General features: G+C 60.6%; 14 protein-coding genes. 10 read left to right on the top strand and 4 right to left on the bottom strand.

The window, feature by feature from the left end:
* Positions 1–96: 96 nt before the first annotated feature.
* The 8 genes from glgX (at position 97) to ACA051_RS16225 (ending at position 8,876) form a co-directional block, all read left to right on the top strand.
* Complete coding sequence (glgX, locus tag ACA051_RS16190) at positions 97–2,256, top strand: glycogen debranching protein GlgX (protein WP_497303112.1); 2,160 nt, start codon at positions 97–99, stop codon at positions 2,254–2,256.
* A 1-nt stretch (position 2,257) separates the two neighbouring features.
* Positions 2,258–3,247, top strand: a complete 990-nt coding sequence (locus ACA051_RS16195) for an acyl-CoA dehydrogenase family protein (protein WP_497370843.1) — start codon at positions 2,258–2,260, stop codon at positions 3,245–3,247.
* Positions 3,244–4,002 carry a PIG-L deacetylase family protein gene (locus tag ACA051_RS16200; protein WP_497303116.1) on the top strand — a complete coding sequence of 253 codons (759 nt, stop codon included), beginning with the start codon at positions 3,244–3,246 and terminating at the stop codon, positions 4,000–4,002. Before ACA051_RS16195 ends, ACA051_RS16200 begins: the two co-directional genes overlap by 4 nt.
* Entirely contained in the window at positions 3,999–4,598 is a 600-nt protein-coding gene (locus ACA051_RS16205) for an SAM-dependent methyltransferase (protein ID WP_497303118.1), read from the top strand. The genes ACA051_RS16200 and ACA051_RS16205 overlap by 4 nt, the downstream gene beginning before the upstream one ends.
* Positions 4,595–5,254, top strand: coding sequence for a glycosyltransferase family 2 protein (locus ACA051_RS16210; protein ID WP_497370845.1), 660 nt, complete (start codon positions 4,595–4,597; stop codon positions 5,252–5,254). Before ACA051_RS16205 ends, ACA051_RS16210 begins: the two co-directional genes overlap by 4 nt.
* Before the next feature lie 124 nt (positions 5,255–5,378).
* Positions 5,379–6,137, top strand: coding sequence for a PIG-L deacetylase family protein (locus tag ACA051_RS16215; protein WP_497370847.1), 759 nt, complete (start codon positions 5,379–5,381; stop codon positions 6,135–6,137).
* A gap of 198 nt (positions 6,138–6,335) precedes the next feature.
* Positions 6,336–7,136, top strand: coding sequence for an endonuclease/exonuclease/phosphatase family protein (locus ACA051_RS16220; protein ID WP_497370849.1), 801 nt, complete (start codon positions 6,336–6,338; stop codon positions 7,134–7,136).
* Positions 7,137–7,802: 666 nt separating this feature from the next.
* Positions 7,803–8,876 (top strand): autotransporter domain-containing protein, encoded by a 1,074-nt coding sequence (locus tag ACA051_RS16225; RefSeq protein ID WP_497303125.1) that lies wholly within the window; start codon positions 7,803–7,805, stop codon positions 8,874–8,876.
* 142 nt (positions 8,877–9,018) lie between these two features.
* Here ACA051_RS16225 and glgB read toward each other — a convergent pair whose 3' ends face one another.
* The 3 genes from glgB to ACA051_RS16240 all read right to left on the bottom strand — a co-directional run bounded on the left by glgB (position 9,019) and on the right by ACA051_RS16240 (position 16,777).
* Positions 9,019–11,250: a 1,4-alpha-glucan branching protein GlgB gene (glgB, locus tag ACA051_RS16230; RefSeq protein WP_497303126.1), complete on the bottom strand. Its 2,232-nt coding sequence runs from the start codon at positions 11,248–11,250 to the stop codon at positions 9,019–9,021.
* Between the two features lie 2 nt (positions 11,251–11,252).
* Positions 11,253–14,594, bottom strand: coding sequence for a maltose alpha-D-glucosyltransferase (treS, locus tag ACA051_RS16235; protein WP_497370851.1), 3,342 nt, complete (start codon positions 14,592–14,594; stop codon positions 11,253–11,255).
* A gap of 185 nt (positions 14,595–14,779) precedes the next feature.
* Positions 14,780–16,777, bottom strand: coding sequence for an alpha-1,4-glucan--maltose-1-phosphate maltosyltransferase (locus ACA051_RS16240; RefSeq protein ID WP_497370853.1), 1,998 nt, complete (start codon positions 16,775–16,777; stop codon positions 14,780–14,782).
* 208 nt (positions 16,778–16,985) lie between these two features.
* Here ACA051_RS16240 and ACA051_RS16245 point away from each other — a divergent pair, with 208 nt between their 5' ends.
* Positions 16,986–17,153, top strand: coding sequence for a hypothetical protein (locus ACA051_RS16245; protein ID WP_497303132.1), 168 nt, complete (start codon positions 16,986–16,988; stop codon positions 17,151–17,153).
* Between the two features lie 7 nt (positions 17,154–17,160).
* Here ACA051_RS16245 and ACA051_RS16250 read toward each other — a convergent pair whose 3' ends face one another.
* Complete coding sequence (locus ACA051_RS16250) at positions 17,161–17,673, bottom strand: MgtC/SapB family protein (protein ID WP_497303133.1); 513 nt, start codon at positions 17,671–17,673, stop codon at positions 17,161–17,163.
* Positions 17,674–17,798: 125 nt separating this feature from the next.
* Between ACA051_RS16250 and ACA051_RS16255 the strand changes: the two genes are divergently transcribed.
* Positions 17,799–18,032, top strand: a complete 234-nt coding sequence (locus tag ACA051_RS16255) for a DUF3203 family protein (protein ID WP_497293594.1) — start codon at positions 17,799–17,801, stop codon at positions 18,030–18,032.
* Positions 18,033–18,050: the final 18 nt, after the last annotated feature.

The raw sequence follows: 18,050 nt of genomic DNA on the forward strand, positions 1-18,050 counted from the left end.
GAAGGCGGCATGTCAGTCGATTCAAATGTGACTGAAACACCGCCTTCGCGGGCAAGCCTCGCTCCTACAAAGAATTCCCTTTTTGCAGGAGCATCTATGTCCAGTCCAAAGAAAGCCGCGCCAGAACCTCACGTCGAGGCCTCGCGAATCCGTGAAGGCTTGCCCTTCCCGCTGGGTGCGACCTGGGATGGTCTGGGGGTCAACTTTGCCTTGTTTTCCGCCAACGCCACCAAAGTCGAACTGTGCATCTTCGACGATACCGGCGAGGTCGAACTCGAACGCATCGAACTGCCGGAATACACCGACGAGATCTACCACGGCTACTTGCCCGACGCCCATCCAGGGCTGATATACGGCTACCGTGTCTATGGCCCATACGACCCGGCCAACGGTCATCGCTTCAACCACAACAAACTGCTGATCGACCCCTACGCCAAACAATTGGTCGGCCAGCTGAAATGGTCTGAAGCACTGTTCGGCTACACCATCGGGCATCCCGATGCCGATTTGAGTTTCGATGAGCGCGACAGCGCGCCGTTTGTCCCCAAGTGCAAGGTGATCGACCCGGCGCACACCTGGGGCCACGACCATCGCGTCAGCGTGCCGTGGGACAAGACGATCATTTATGAGACGCACGTGCGCGGCATCAGCATGCGTCACCCTTCCGTCCCCGAGAACGTGCGTGGCACCTTCGCCGGGTTGATGGTCGATGACGTGCTGGAACACATTCGTAAACTCGGGGTGTCGTCGGTGGAGTTGCTGCCGATCCACGCCTTCGTCAACGACCAGCACCTGCTGCACAAAGGCATGACCAATTACTGGGGCTACAACAGCATCGCGTTCTTCGCCCCGGACCCGCGTTACCTGGCCAGCGGCAAGATCGCCGAGTTCAAGGAGATGGTCGCGCACCTGCACGAGGCCAATCTGGAAGTGATCCTCGACGTGGTCTACAACCACACCGCCGAAGGCAACGAACAAGGTCCGACCCTGTCCATGCGCGGCATCGACAACGCCTCGTATTACCGCTTGATGCCCGATGACAAGCGCTACTACATCAACGATTCCGGCACCGGCAATACCCTCGACTTGAGTCACCCGTGCGTACTGCAAATGGTCACCGACTCCTTGCGCTATTGGGCCACGGAAATGCACGTGGACGGTTTCCGCTTCGACCTGGCGACCATTCTCGGGCGCTACCACGACGGGTTTGATGAACGTCACAGTTTCCTTGTAGCCTGCCGCCAGGACCCAGTGCTGCGTCAGGTGAAAATGATTTCCGAACCCTGGGATTGCGGCCCCGGCGGTTATCAGGTCGGTGGTTTTCCGCCGGGCTGGGTCGAGTGGAACGACAAGTTCCGCGACACCGTGCGCGCCTTCTGGAAAGGCGATGACGGGCAACTCGCGGACTTCGCCAGCCGCATGACCGCGTCCGGCGAGATGTTCAATCAGCGCGGTCGGCGGCCCTACGCCTCGTTGAATTTCATCACCGCCCATGATGGTTTCACCCTTAACGATCTGGTGTCGTACAACGACAAGCACAACGAAGCCAACGACGAGAACAATCAGGACGGCAGCAACAACAACCTGTCCTGGAACCACGGCGTCGAAGGCCCGACCGACGACCCCGAAATCAATGAACTGCGTCAGCGGCAAATGCGCAATTTCTTCGCCACGCTGCTGCTGTCCCAAGGCACACCGATGCTGGTAGCCGGCGACGAATTCGCCCGGACCCAGGAAGGTAACAACAACGCCTATTGCCAGGACAGCGAGATCGGCTGGGTCAATTGGGACCTGAGCGAAGACGGCAAGGCCTTGCTCAAGTTCGTCAAACGCCTGATCAAGTTGCGTCTGGCCTATCCGATCCTGCGTCGCGGGCGCTTCCTGGTGGGCAATTACAACGAGGATATCGGCGTCAAGGACGTGACCTGGCTCGCCCCGGATGGCAGCGAAATGTCCACCGAACAATGGGAAGAAGCCCACGGCCGCTGCCTCGGCATGTTGATGGACGGCCGCGCCCAGGAAACCGGTATCCGTCGCAAGGGCGGTGACGCGACCCTGTTGCTGGTGGTCAACGCGCACCACGACATCGTCAACTTCACCTTGCCGGAAGTGCCGGACGGCTATCACTGGACGTGCATGGTCGACACCAATCAACCGTCGATTCGCGGGCAGGAACGCTTCGAGTTCGGGCACGAGTATTCCGTCACCGGCCGTTCGCTGCTGCTGTTCGAATTGCAGCATGAGGAAGAAGAGTGAAATGGACCTTCAAGCCTTTCTCGATCGCCAGCCACCGGACTACGCCAATACTCAGGCGCTAGGCCGGTGCCTACAGGCGCTGGTGGAGGCTGGACTCGATCAGCTTCCGCTGCCGGGCGGCGGCCAGACGCTGGAGCGATTCCAGCGGTTGGCCGCAGTCGGTGGGCATGACCTGGGGTTGTGCAAATTGTACGAAGGCCATACCGATGCGCTGGCGATCATCCAGCAACTCGGTGGCTCGCCAACGCCGGGTAGCACGTGGGGCATGTGGGCCGCTGAACCTCCACAGGCGCGGGTGCGCGTCCGTCCGCAAGGTCACATGGTGGTGCTGAACGGACGCAAGGCCTGGTGCTCGGGCGCGACGGTGTTGAGTCATGCATTGCTCACGGCCTGGGATCATCAGGACTGCCAGCAACTGGTTGCGGTGGCGCTGGATCAACCCGGCGTGACCATTACCGATGAGGGCTGGCAAGCCGTCGGCATGGGCGCCACTGGCAGCGTCGAAGTGGTGTTCGAAGGCGCCGAAGGACAAGCCATCGGCTACCGCGGCGATTACCTGGATCGGGTCGGTTTCTGGCAGGGCGGCATCGGCATTGCAGCCTGCTGGTACGGTGCGGCACAGAGCATTGCCGAACGCCTGCGCAGCCATTGCGCGCAACGTGAAGAACCCCACGCCCTCGCCCACCTCGGCGCCGTCGACAGTGCGCTGCATGCCGCTGCCGAGGTCTTGTGGGTCAGCGCACTGATGATCGACGCTGCTCCACTGGACGACGCCGAACTGCTGGCCCGACGCGTCCGGGCGGTGGTGGAACACGCCGCTGAACAAGTCCTGTTGCACGTCGGCCACGCCCTTGGTGCAGGTCCCTATTGCAAGGATCGGCAATTCGCTCGATTGATCGCCGACCTGCCGGTGTTCCTGCGCCAAAGCCACGCCGAACGGGACCTCGCCGCCCTCGGCCAAACCGTCATTACCGGAACATGGACGTTATGAAAACCAACCTTATCGTCGGCCAGGGCACGCCGCTTCATAGGTGGCAGACCTCCAGCCACTTGGCGCAGTTACCGGTGATCGACATCCTGAGCCTGGTGCCGGAAGGCGCCCGCGCAGTGATCATCGCCCCGCACCCGGATGACGAAGTGCTGGGCTGCGGTGGTTTCCTTCAATTGCTCGCCGCCGCCGGCCGACCCTTGCAATTGATCTCGGTCACCGATGGCAGCGCCAGCCATCCCGGCTCCGAGCGCTGGCCGGTGGAGCGCCTGAGCGCGGTCCGGCCTCAGGAGTCGGTCGAAGCCTTGCGGCGTCTCGGCCTGCCACTGCACAGCCTGAAATGGCTGCGCGGCGGATTCAAGGACAGCCAGGTGGCTGATCGAGAAAGCGAATTGAGCGAATTCATCGAACGTCACTTGCACCCCAACGACGTGGTATTCACCACGTGGCGCGAGGACGGCCATTGCGACCACGAAGCCGTGGGCCGGGCCAGCGCCACAGCGGCGAAACGCGCTGGTGCGACCGTCTATGAATTGCCCGTATGGACCTGGCACTGGGCGGCACCTGAAGACAGTTTCGTGCCGTGGCACCGGGCGCGGAAAATCCTCCTCGCCCCGCACCTGGTCGCGCGCAAACGCCACGCGATCCACGCGTTTGCCAGCCAATTGGAGGGTGACCCGCAAGTCGGCTTGCCGCCCGTGCTGGCGCCCTATGTGCTGGAGCGACTGTTGCAACCGTTTGAAGTGGTGTTTGTATGAGCGTCGACGACCGTTATTTCGACGGTCTGTTTGCCGGCAACGATGATCCCTGGTCGTTCCGTCAGCGCTGGTATGAACAGCGCAAACGCGCAATCACCCTCGCCGCACTGCCCCGCCCTCACTATCGCGCGATCTTCGAACCCGGTTGCGCCAACGGCGAGCTGAGCTTTGAGCTGGCCAGCCGCTGCAATCGTCTTCTGTGTTGCGACACCGCTGCCGCAGCCGTGACGCTCGCTCGCACCCGACTCGGCCCGTTCGACCACGCCGAAGTCCGCCACAGTCGCTTGCCTGCGGATTGGCCAGAGGAAAAATTCGACCTGATCGTGCTTAGCGAAATCGGCTATTACCTCGACGCCGACGACCTGAAACGCCTGATCGAACAGGCCGGACAATCGCTGACCGCCGACGGCCAACTGCTGGCCTGCCACTGGCGCCCGCCCATCGACGGCTGTCCGTTGAATGCACGTCAGGTCCATGACTTGCTGCACGAACATTTGCATTTACCGCGCCTGGTCCTGCATCAGGAAGCGGATTTTCTACTGGAACTCTGGAGTCGTGAACCACGCTCCGTGGCGGCTCTGGAGGGCTTGCGATGATTGGTATTCTGATCCCCGCGCATAACGAAGAAGACTTGCTCGAAGACTGCCTTGAAGCGGCCCTGCTCGCCGCGCAACACGAGCGGCTTGGCGGTGAAACCGTCGAGGTGCTGGTGGTGCTCGACAGTTGCACCGACCGGTCCTCGGAGATCGTCGGTGCTTACCCGGTGCACAGTCTGGCGATCGAGGCGCGTAATGTCGGTCAGGCTCGCGCCGCAGGCGCACGGTTTCTGCTGGAGCGCGGGGCACGCTGGATTTCCTGTTCCGATGCCGACAGCCGTGTGGCGCACGATTGGCTGGTGGCGCAACTGGCCCTCGACGTCGATGCGGTGTGCGGCACTGTCACGGTGGAGGCGTGGCACGAGTCGTTCGATGAGTCGGCTCAGATTCGCTATCACCAGCACTATCAGGCCCGCGACGGTCATCGGCACATTCACGGGGCAAATCTGGGCATCAGCGCTGACGCCTATCAGCGCGCCGGGGGATTCGAACCGCTGGCGTGTGACGAAGATGTGCAATTGGTGCGGCAACTCGAACGCTGTGGCGCAAACATAGCCTGGAGCCATCACCCGCAAGTGCTGACCAGTGCTCGACTGGACAGTCGCGCACGCGGTGGTTTTGGCGATTATTTGCGAGACCTGGCACAGGCTGGTTAAAAAAAACCGGATCAGATCACACCGCTACGCGACGAACAGCCTTACTTGAGCAATACTCTGCTCGCGGCAATCCAGGGTATGGAGCGCTGCACATTGCTATCAAACAGAACAAGGACGTAGCGCGATGAAACCCGTTTCCCTCATCGAAAGCAGCTTGCCGGGACAGGTCTGGAACAGCGCCCTGCAACTGGACAACATCCCCGTCATCAACACCGAGACCCTGGTCCCCACTGGCGCACGTGCCGTGGTGATCGCGCCGCATCCTGGCGATGAAGTGGTCATGTGTGGAGGCTTGCTTCAGCTCCTTTCTTCCTTGGGTCATCCCCTGCAATTGATCTCGATCACCGATGGCAGCTCCAGCCATCCGGGCTCGCAACAGTGGTCAGAGAAGCGCCTGAGTGTGTTTCGCGGCCAGGAAAGCGTCGAAGCCTTGCGCCGGCTCGGTTTGCCGATGCACAGCCTGAAGTGGATTCGCGGCGGCTTTACCGACAACGCCCTGGCCAAGCGTGAAACCCAATTGACCCAATTCATCGCCCGTTACTTGCGCCCCGGCGACGTGGTGTTCAGTACCTGGCGCGAAGACGGCACCTCGGATCATGACGCCGTCGGCCGCGCCAGCGCCCATGCGGCGAGCATGGTCGGTGCGACGCTCAACGAGCTGCCGGTCTGGGCCTGGCACTGGCCGACCCGTGATCTAGGACTGTTCCCCTGGCATCGTGCGCGCAAAATACGCCTCGACACCTGGACCGTCGCACGCAAAAGCCACGCCACCCACGCCTACGCCAGCCAGCTCGACGGCGAACCGGCCATCGGCATCGCGCCGCTGCTGCCCCGGGTGATTCTGGAGCGCATGCGCTTGCCCTATGAAGTTGTCTTCGTCTGATGACATTCCCACCCAACACAAAGCCCCTGTGGGAGCGGGCTTGCTCGCGAAGGCTGCCTGACATTCAACTAATGTGCTGACTGTCAGACCGCTTTCGCGAGCAAGCCCGCTCCCACAATTGATGGGTGTCGCTCAAACTGAACTGCCCGCCGCTGCATCAGTCGCATGCATAAGCAGCCCAGATTCAGAGGAGTGAACGTGACCAGCGATTCCGAGCAGCGAGCCGTTGAATCAGTACCCTTGGACTCGCCCCCGGCGATTCATCGATTGAGGGTACTGACGGTCAACACCCACAAAGGGTTTACCGCCCTCAACCGGCGTTTCATCCTCCCGGAGCTGCGTGAAGCGGTGCGCAGTACGTCAGCCGATCTTGTATTCCTGCAGGAAGTAGTCGGCGAGCACGATCGGCATTCTTCCCGTTACAACGACTGGCCGCAGACCTCGCAATACGAGTTCCTGGCCGACAGCATGTGGAGCGATTTCGCCTACGGTCGCAACGCCGTTTACCCCAACGGCCATCACGGCAACGCCCTGCTGTCGAAATACCCGATTCGCGAACACCGCAACCTCGACGTCTCGATCACCGGCCCCGAACGGCGTGGATTGCTGCACTGCGTACTGGACGTGCCGGGGCACACTGAGGTCCATGCGATCTGCGTTCACTTGAGCTTGCTGGAAAGCCATCGCCAGTTGCAGCTCCAACTGCTCTGCCTACTGCTCGAATCCCTGCCCGACGATGCGCCGGTGATCATTGCCGGCGACTTCAACGACTGGCAGTTGCAAGGCAACGCCGCCCTGGCCCGGCGCGATTACCTGCACGAAGCATTCGAACGCCACAACGGCCGCCCGGCGAAGACGTACCCGGCGCGCTTTCCTCTGCTGCGCCTGGACCGGATCTACCTGCGTAACGCCAGCAGCCACAACCCGCGAATTCTCGGCAATAAACCCTGGACGCACCTGTCGGATCACTTGCCGTTGGCGGTGGAAGTGCATCTGTGACGGGTCAACACCGCAGCGATGGTGAGCGATAACAACAGGCTCCACGACATTGTCCGGTTCATGTCATTCCCCTCTCTGCTCAGCGGCTTCTTCAACGCAATCGCCACGTCAGGCAGATGACACTGAGTTGGGTTTACATTGATTTCGCTCCAGTCCCTGCGCTGGGCAAGCCGCCCGAATCTTGTGGCTGAATATTCCGCCTGGTTGCGGCCTGCCCTTTTCGCCAGACAGACAAACCGGTGCGGGGGTACGGATTACCTTGCGCTCATTTCAGCGCTGCATTACTGACAGAATTGAGACACAGACATCGCCGGACAGCATGCCCTGAACCTTGCCAATACAGACCGATAGCCCGCTATCCAAAGGCTCTTGAACGAGGGGTTTTTGACGAATTTTCGAACAAACAAGAACTTAGATGTGTGCCGGAAATCAGTCACTTGCGAGCCATAAAATACACATACCACTTATCGGCCATTTTCTTGACGACCTGTCAAGGGTCTTCTTAGCTTCACGTTACTACCCCCGGAAACTCCACCCGGGGCAAACCTCCAGACACCCGCGAAATCGGGCGGCCAGCGGCTTGCCTCAATCCATTCGGTCGCCCCTCATTCGGGGTAGGAGAGACGCCAAAGCGAGATACGGCATGCGATTGCAAGGTAGACCCCCATGAAAACTTCATTCACCCAACAAGAGATCAAAATCACTTTTTGCACTGTCTCGAGTTCACTGCTGCTGTGTTCGTCCATGGAGGTGCAAGCAGGTCCCGCAGAGGATAAAACCACCCCCTGGTATCGCCAGGATATTCCGGTAATGACCTTGCCCACGGTCAATATCACCGCCCCTTACCCCGGCCACTTCAGCGCCGCCTCCGATACACGAAGTTCACGCCTGACCATCGAAGATGCCGCGCCTTCGGCCTGGGATCAGCTGTACGGGCAGGCTTCGCGACAAGCACAAACCGATTTCATGGCGCAGGGTTTTTCCAGTCCTGGCAGCACCGAATTCAAAGGCCCGGCGATCCTGACCCTGCAGAGCGGTAGCGGCCACACCCAGCGGGTCGGCCTGATCGGCGGGATGACTCAGTTACAAGGCAACAGCAACGGTCTGTTGACCAGTCGCGCACTCGCCGACCCTGCCAACGACACCCTCAACCTTCAAGGCCAGAGCCTCGGCGCCTACTGGAGCCTGACCGGGCCACAGGGCTGGCACGTGGATTTGACGGCCAGTGGCGGCCGGGTCAACGGGTACAGCCGTAACGACCAGGGCGCACGGATGGCGACCGAAGGCAGCGCGGTGACGTTGTCGGTGGAAGGCGGCTTTCCGATTGGCGTGAGCGATAACTGGGTGGTCGAACCGCAAGCGCAGTTGATCAATCAGCGCGTCACCCTGGATACGCCCTATGCTGGCTCAAACAATGCGTCGTCCAGCGAGCTGACGTCCTGGAGCGGCCGGGTCGGCGCACGGTTGAAAGGTAATTACGAAATCAATGGCCTGGGGGTCGAACCCTATGTGCGAACCAACTTGTGGCACACCGTGTACACCGGCAACACGGTAACCCTTGATCAGGTCGACAAGATCAGCAGCAGTCGCAATTCATCGACGGTCGAGGTGGGTTTGGGACTGGTGGCCAGAGTCACGCCCGCAGTGAGTCTGTACGTCAGCGCCGATTACAGCAGCGATGTGGATGAAAATGATTTGAACGGGTTGATTGGGAGTCTGGGTGTGCGGATGCGGTGGTGATTGGCTGACGTCAAGATATGTTTTGTCAGATCCGACGCCTTCGCGGGCAAGCCTCGCTCCTACAGGATTTGTGTCGTTCGCAATTTTTATGATCGACACCAAACCTGTAGGAGCGAGGCTTGCCCGCGAAAGCGGTTCTAGATCAACCTTCAGGACTCAGGATCAACACCGCCAACGGTGGCAGATTCAACACCAGCGAAAGCGTCTGCCCATGGCTCGGCTCTTCCTCGGTAAACGCCCCGCCGCTGTTGCCATAGTTGGACCCGGCGTACATCGCCGCATCGCTGTTGATCACCTCGCCCCAGCGCCCGGCGAACGGTACGCCGATGCGATAGGCCTGACGCGGCACCGGCGTGAAGTTCGCCACCACCAACACCGGCCGGCCTTCCTTGCTCCAGCGCAGGAACGCGTAAACGCTGTTGATCGCATCATCGCCGATCAACCATTGGAAGCCTTGCGGCGCGTCGTCCTGGTCATGCATCGCCGGCTCAGCGCAGTACAGCCGATTGAGGTCGCCGACAAGTTTCTGCACACCTTTGTGTTCCGAGTATTGCAGCAGGTACCAGTCCAGTTGCTGATCGTGATTCCACTCGCGCCACTGGCCGAATTCGCAGCCCATGAACAGCAGCTTCTTGCCGGGATGCGCCCACATGAAGCTCAAATAGGCCCGCAGGTTGGCAAATTTCTGCCAGCGGTCGCCGGGCATCTTGTCGATCAGCGAGTGCTTGCCGTGCACCACTTCATCATGGGAGATCGGCAGGATGAAACGCTCGGACCAGGCATACACCAGGCCGAAACTCAGCTCGTTGTGGTGATGGGCGCGGTACACCGGATCCTGCTGAATGTAATGCAACGAATCGTGCATCCAGCCCATGTTCCATTTGTAGTCAAAGCCCAGCCCACCCTGTTGCGTGCTTTGGCTGACGCCCGGCCATGCGGTGGACTCCTCGGCAATCACCAGCGCACCCGGCGCTTCCAGGTTGACCACGTCGTTGAGGTGACGCAGGAAGTCGATGGCTTCCAGGTTCTCGCGCCCGCCGTGACGGTTTGGCACCCATTCCCCGGCCTTGCGCGAGTAATCGCGATAGAGCATCGACGCCACGGCATCGACCCGCAGGCCATCGACGTGGAAATGCTTGAGCCAGTGCAGTGCCGAGGCCAGCATGTAGCCGTGCACTTCGGTGCGGCCCAGGTTATAGATCAGCGTGTCCCAGTCCTGATGGAAACCTTCTTGCGGATTGCCGTATTCGTACAGCGCGGTGCCATCGAATTGCGCCAGGCCGTGGGTATCGGTGGGGAAATGCGCCGGCACCCAATCGAGGATCACGCCGATGTCCGCCTGGTGGCAGGCGTTGACGAAGGCCGCGAAGTCTTGCGGCGTACCGTAGCGGGCGCTCGGGGCGAATTGCGACAGCAACTGATAACCCCAGGAACCGCCGAACGGGTGTTCCATGATCGGCATCAGTTCGATGTGGGTGAACCCCAGCTCCTTCACGTAAGGAATCAGCCGCTCGCCCAGCTCGTGCCAGGTGTACTGGCGCGCCACTTCACCCAGATCGTCCAGTTCGCATTGCCACGAGCCGGCGTGCAGTTCGTAGATCGACAGCGGCGCACTCGGCTGATGACGGTCGCCCCGGGACTGCATCCACGCCTGATCCTGCCAATCGATGTTCAACGGTGAGGCGACTTTTGACGCGGTATCCGGTGGCAGCGAGGTGGCCAGGGCCATCGGGTCAGCCTTGAGCGGCAGAATGCCCTGGGCGCCGAGGATTTCGTATTTGTAGGTTTCCCCCGCCTGCAAACGCGGGATGAACACTTCCCAGACCCCGGTGGGATGGCGCAGGCGCATCGGGTGCCGACGACCGTCCCAGTTGTTGAAGTCACCGACCACCGACACCCGTTTGGCATTCGGCGCCCACACGGCGAAACGCACGCCGTCGACTCCGTCCACCGACTTCAGTTGCGCGCCAAGGCAGGCGCTGAGGTCGCGGTGATTGCCTTCGGCGAACAGGTACAAGTCCATCTCGCCGAGCAGCGGGCCAAAACTGTAGGGGTCCTCGGACACCTGTTCGCCACCGGCCCAGCGGGTGCGCAGCAGATACGGCTGAGCCCGATCGAAGTGCCCGACAAACAGGCCAGGCGTCTGGGTGGCCTCAAGGTTGCCGAGTTCTTCCCCGGAGTCCCTGGCCAGTACCTGCACGCTCAGCGCGTCCGGCAGATAGGCCCGAATGAATTGCCCACCTGCGTCATCGCCGTGAGGGCCGAGAATTGCAAAAGGGTCGTGATGTTCAGCGCGTACCAGCGCGTCGATATCCCGCGATCTGGGCAGCAGCGCTTCTTTAGCGTGACCCTGTTCCTTGTTCGAGAAACTCATAACTACTCTCCACCAAGATCGGAAAAGGGTTTAAGCCCACTCAATAATCCATACAAACCGTGCAATGGCACCGGCAGCCACGTGGGGCGATTTTCAGCCTCATAGGCCACCTCATACGCCGCCTTCTCCAGCCCGAACAACGCCAACGCGGCGTCCTCGCCTTCCGGATCTTGCCACGCATGAGCAAGACTAGCTGCCGCCAGCCGATAAGCGTCGACAAATGCCAGTTTTGCTTCATTCAAATAGCGGTCGGCGACCCGTTGCCGTGCCGCTCGGGCTTCGGCGGTGTTGTCGACGTTGTGCACGTTGATCGCCATCGCCGCGGCGTAATCGAAGGAGCGCAACACGCCGCTGACATCTTTATAGGGGCTGTGCTTGCCGCGTCGCTCGCTGAGCGGCCGTGCCGGTTCGCCTTCGAAATCGATCAAGTAAGCGTCGCCCTTGATCACCAGCACCTGACCCAGGTGCAAGTCACCATGGACGCGAATGCGCAAGCCGCCCACGGCTTTTTTGCCCAGGTCCTGCACATGACCGAGGATGGCTTTTTTGTTGTCCAGCAAACGAGTGACCAGCGCTTTGTCCGCCGGGTTCAGTTCGCTTTGATGCTGTTTGAGCAACTTCAGCGAGTGCTCCAGTTGCGCCGCGACGTCTTTGGCCGAGGCCAGGGCATCTTTTTGCGTGGTGACCTGCGGGGCGAAGTCCGGGTCATCGGTCGGGGCCGCCAGCACCTGATGCATCTCACCCAGCCGTTGGCCGAGCATGCCTGCGAAGTCTTTCAGCTCACCGAGGGCGTTGTAGTGCTGCTCCTGCTCGGACATGGCGTCCGCCAGTTCGTCGCGCAGTGCCCGTTCGAGGTTGTTCTGGGTCCACTCCCAGGCATCGCCCTGATTGCTCAAATAGCCTTGGGCGATCATCAGCAGATTGTCTTCGCCCTTGGCGTCGCGGCGAACCACCGACCCCAGCAATGGCGAGATGTTGCTGAAACCGGCATTGGTCAGGTACGCGCTCATTTCCAGTTCCGGGTGCACACCCGAGGCGACCTTGCGGATCAGCTTCAGGACCAGGCTGCTGCCGATCACCACCGAACTGTTGGACTGCTCGGCGGACAAGTAGCGCACTTCCGATTCGGCCGTCAGCCCCAACTTGGCCAGCTCGGCGGTCGGCTCGAAACGAATCTCGCCGCCATCGGACGGCAACACGGCGTTATCCTGCATGCCTTGCAGCACCGCGCGGATAAAGTTTTCCAGGCTGAACGCGTCGGTGATCAAACCCACTTGAGGACCACGTCGTACCCGAGACAGTGCCAGTTGCTGGGGCAACGCCGGCCCGACCTGATCATCGGCAATGAAGCCGAACGGCAACTGGTAACGGCTGGTCTGGCCGCCGCTGGTGACTTCGATTTCACTCAAAAGCACCGGGTGCAGCGCATCGCCGAAGCGCACACCGTAGGCCAGGTTAACCTTCTCGATGGCCGCGTCCTTGCCGGCGAACCAGCGGCGGTTTTGCAGCCAACTCGGCAAGATACCCTGCTCCAGCGTGCCGCGTGACGGCGCTTCGAGCAGTTCTTCCATGCGCTTTTTCAGCACCAGGGTGGTGAAGTCCGGCAGGCTTTGCGCCGGTTCTACGTGCCAGCTAGGCATTTGATTCTCCGCAGCAAGTGCGAACCAATAAAAGCCGTAAGGCGCCAGCGTCAGGAGGAAATTCAACTGGCCGATCGGCGGAAAGGCGTTACCGCCGAGCATCTCCACCGGCACCATGCCGACGTAGGCCGACAGGTCGAGCTCCGCCGCTTGCGCGCTACGGGACACGTTGGCCACACACAGGATGATTTCGTGCTTGCCGTCGTCGCCGGTGAATTCACGGGTGTAGGCCAGAATCCGCCGATTGCTCGGCGACAGCATTTTCAGCGTGCCACGCCCGAAGGCCTTGGATTGTTTGCGTACGGCGAGCATGCGCCGGGTCCAGTTCAGCAGCGAATGCGGGTCGCCGGCCTGGGTTTCGACGTTGACCGACAGGTAACCGTATTGCGGGTCCATGATCGGCGGCAGTACCAAGCTCGCCGGGTCGGCGCGGGAGAACCCGCCGTTGCGGTCGATCGACCACTGCATGGGCGTGCGCACGCCGTCACGGTCGCCGAGGTAGATGTTGTCGCCCATACCGATTTCATCGCCGTAATACATGGTCGGCGTGCCCGGCATCGACAGCAGCAGGCTGTTGAGCAGTTCCACACGACGACGGTCGCGCTCCATCAACGGCGCGAGACGTCGACGAATGCCGAGGTTAATCCGCGCCCGACGGTCGGCCGCGTAGTAATTCCACAAGTAATCGCGTTCCTTGTCGGTGACCATTTCGAGGGTCAACTCATCGTGGTTGCGCAGGAAAATCGCCCACTGACAGTTGGCCGGGATCTCCGGGGTCTGGCGCAGGATATCGGTGATCGGAAAGCGATCTTCCTGGGCCAGCGCCATGTACATACGCGGCATCAGCGGGAAATGGAACGCCATATGGCATTCGTCACCGTTGAGGCCTTTTTTGTCGGTGTCACCGAAGTACAGCTGCGTGTCTTCCGGCCATTGATTGGCCTCGGCCAGCAGCATACGGTCCGGGTAGTTGGCGTCGATCTCGGCACGGATCTGCTTGAGGACGTCGTGGGTCTCGGGCAGGTTTTCGTTGTTGGTGCCGTCGCGCTCGATCAGGTACGGAATCGCGTCCAGTCGCAGGCCGTCGATGCCCATGTCGAGCCAGTAGCGCATCACCGACAGCACCGCTTTCATGACTTGTGGGTTGTCGAAATTCAGGTCCGGCTGGTGCGAATAGAAGCGGTGCCAGAAGTACTGGCCGGCGACCGGATCCCAGGTCCAGTTGGACTTTTCGGTGTCGAGAAAAATGATGCGGGTGCCGTCGTATTTTTGATCGTCATCGGACCAGACGTAGAAGTCCCGCGCCGCGGAACCGGGTTTGGCCTTACGCGCACGCTGGAACCAGGCGTGCTGGTCAGAGGTGTGGTTGATGACCAGTTCGGTAATCACTCGAAGGCCGCGTTTGTGCGCCTCGGAGATAAAGCGCTTGGCGTCGGCCATGGTGCCGTAGTCAGAGTGGACGCCACGGTATTCAGCAATGTCGTAGCCATCGTCGCGCCGGGGCGAGGGATAGAAAGGCAATAGCCAGATGGTGTTGACGCCGAGATCGGCAATGTAATCGAGTTTGGCGATAAGGCCGGGAAAGTCGCCGATCCCGTCATTGTTTGAGTCGAAAAAAGACTTAACGTGAACCTGGTAGATCACCGCGTCCTTGTACCAGAGCGGGTCCTTGATGAAGGTGGCTGCCTTGGGTTTTTTCGCCATTTGAAACTCCTGTTAAATTCAGTGCAGCCCCTGAGCCGAACGCCTACCTGTGGCGAGGGAGCTTGCTCCCGCTCGGCTGCGAAGCAGTCGCAAAACCTGTCAATCAAAGATAGGGCCGCTGCGCGCCCCAGCGGGAGCAAGCTCCCTCGCCACAAGAGTTCATCCCACAGGAAAGCTCGGTGTCTTCAAGAGGTTGTGATCCGCCAGATGCCGAACGGTTGATGCGCCGGGTCGATCCGCATGAACTGGTACTTGCCGTGCCAGGTCCAGCGATGGCCGCTCATCAAGTCTTCGCCCTGGGTGCTGGCATCGTCCGGCAAACCCATTTCCCACAACGGCAATTCGAAATTCGCTTCCTGGACGTTTTGCGGATCCAGGCTGACGGCCACCAGAATAAAGTTGCTGCCATCCGCGCTGCGCTTGCCGAAATACAGAATGTTGTCGTTCCACGCGTTGTAGACCGTCAGGCCCAGGTGCGTGTGCAGCGCCGGGTTCTGCCGGCGAATGCGGTTGAGCTGGGCGATCTCAGCGATGATGTTGCCCGGCGCGGTAAAGTCCCGTGGGCGGATCTCGTACTTCTCGGAATTGAGGTATTCCTCTTTGCCCGGCACTGGCGCGGCTTCACAGAGCTCGAAACCCGAATACATACCCCACAGGCCGGAGCCCATGGTCGCCAGCGCGGCGCGGATAAGAAAACCGGCGCGACCGGATTCGTGCAGAAACGCAGGGTTGATGTCCGGCGTATTGACGAAGAAATTCGGCCGGTAGCATTCGCGCCACGGCGACTCGTTGAGTTCGGTGAAATAGGTCGCCAGTTCCGTTTTGGTATTGCGCCAGGTGAAGTAGGTGTAGCTCTGGGAGTAACCGACCTTGCCCAGCCGCGCCATCATCGCTGGCGTGGTAAAGGCCTCCGCGAGGAAGATCACCTCGGGGTACAACGCCCGCACATCGGCGATCAGCCATTGCCAGAACGGCAGCGGCTTGGTGTGAGGGTTGTCGACACGGAAGATCTTCACGCCCTCTTCGACCCAGCCGACCACAATATCCCGCAGCTCGACCCACAGGCTCGGAATCGCATCGCTGGCATAGAAATCGACGTTGACGATGTCCTGGTATTTTTTCGGTGGGTTCTCGGCATATTTGATCGTGCCGTCCGGGCGCCAGTTGAACCAACCCGGGTGCTGTTTGAGCCACGGGTGGTCCTGGGAGCACTGGATCGCGAAATCGAGGGCAATTTCCAGTCCGTGATCCGCAGCGGCTGCCACCAGTCGACGGAAATCTTCGCGGGTGCCGAGTTCAGAGTGAATCGCCTCGTGCCCGCCCTCTTCGCTGCCGATGGCATAGGGGCTGCCCGGATCATCGGGGCCGGCGGTCAATGAGTTGTTCGGGCCTTTGCGATAGCTGCGACCGATCGGGTGGATCGGCGGGAAGTACAGCACGTCAAAACCCATGTCCTGAATCATCGCCAGTCGCGAATGCACGTCGTTAAACGTGCCGTGACGGGCCGGATCGTCGGTGATCGAGCGCGGAAACAACTCATACCAACTGGCGAACTGGGCCAGCTCTCGCTCGACGTCCAACGGAAATTCGGGGCTGAGGCTCAAATAAGCGCGGTGATCCGCCTGGGCCATCAGCTCAGCACTACGGTGGTGCAGAAACAACCCGACCTGCTCGGCTTCGAGCAGACCGGACAGTTCATGGTGCAACGCCGCCAGATCTTCGCTCAGCGGCCCTTCCGAGCGTTCGGCGGCCTGTTTCACCTGGTTTCGCCCTTCCTGCAACTCCAGGCTGATGGGCACGCCAGCAATGTGTTTTTTCTCGATTTCATACAGAAAGCTAGCGTACTGATCGATCCAGGCTTCGATACAGAAGACGTAGCGGCCCTGATCCTCGACGCGGAACTGGCCTTGCCAGCCGTTATTGCCGAGCTCGGTCATGACCTCGCTCCGCCAGGCCTCGTCACCGTCGGCACGCCAGCGTATGCGCACGGCCAGCTTATCGTGACCGTCAGCGAACACTTTGCTGGTCACCACCACGTCCTGCCCCACCACGGCCTTGGCCGCGAACTGCCCGCCATCCAGGGTCGGCATGACGTTTTCAATGGCGATGCGCGGCAGCAATAGCGCCTGCGACAGCGGCATATGAGGGTTGTAGTTCAGCTCTGTCGGTTTTTCAGCAGTCATCGAGCATCTCTCCTTAACGCCCCATGGACGCTCTTGTGTCTGGTCGTCGCTCACACGAAACCCGTCGGTCTCGAAATGAAGGCACTTAAGTTCCGAGCGACAAGCACGGGGAAAAGTTCACGCCCATTTGCCGCGGAATCAAATCACCCAGATGACGGTCAACACACTTAAGCACGACTTACGCCATGTGCCAGTGGAGGCATCAACGATGAGTATTCCAATCCCGGCCGAAACCCCCGATCCGAACATCGACACCCCGACGATCCCGCAGACCGAGCCAGAACCGGTGCCTGAGCAAGAGCCGCCCGGCACCACACCGCCACCCCGGGAAGAGCCACCGAACACGATGCCCCCGGTGATCGTTGCGCCCGAGTAATGATCCGTCAGGGCCGCTCCTGCTCGTCTTTATCCCTGTCGAGCATTTTCACGACTCTCGGCATCACGCTGAAAATCGCCAACGCCAGCAACGTACTGAACACCGCCGTCGCCTCTCGGCCCAATCCAGCGGAAACCCCGATGGCGGCGGTCATCCACAACCCGGCGGCGGTGGTCAGGCCTTTGACGTGGCCTTCATCGCCTTCCTGGTTTTTCAGGATGGTGCCGGCACCGAGGAAGCCAATCCCGGCGATCACGCCTTGCACCACCCGGCTCATGGCATCGGCCTGGGAACCGGACATCTGCGGCACCAGCACAAACAATGCGGCACCGAGGGCCACCAGCATGTGCGTGCGCACACCGGCAGCCTTGCCCTTTTGTTCACGCTCGAAACCGAGAATGCCGCCGAGAATCGCCGCGATCAGCAGCCGCACGGTGATGCGCGTCAGTTGCGACGCATCGGCGATGTCGGCGAACTCTGCTTGCAGCGTTTCCCAAACCTCATGCCACCAGGCGTTCATGGTGCAATCCTTGTGATTGATTGTTATGGGAGGATGGACCGCGCCGACCATTAATCGGTTGCACAGAACGATGCCCCTCGGATGCGCCCTAACAGTTTAGAACCCGCTAAAAAAAGGACACCTCCATGACTGTGCGCATCGAAAACCAGACCTGCTTTTTCATCACCGAGAACGGCGAAGAAATTCGTCTGTGCCCCGACGTCACGATCATCACCGACTCCGATAAAGCCATGTCGGCGGTTGAGCTCAACGGCCAGCGCGTTTACATCACCGAAGCAGAAGCCGACGCATTGACCGTAGCAGGCGCAGTGGACGGTCGTAAGCATTTGAAGGCCACCGACAGTGATTCGGTGATTTGACTGACCCGGATCAACAAG

This window comes from Pseudomonas sp. LBUM1669, from assembly GCF_059695705.1.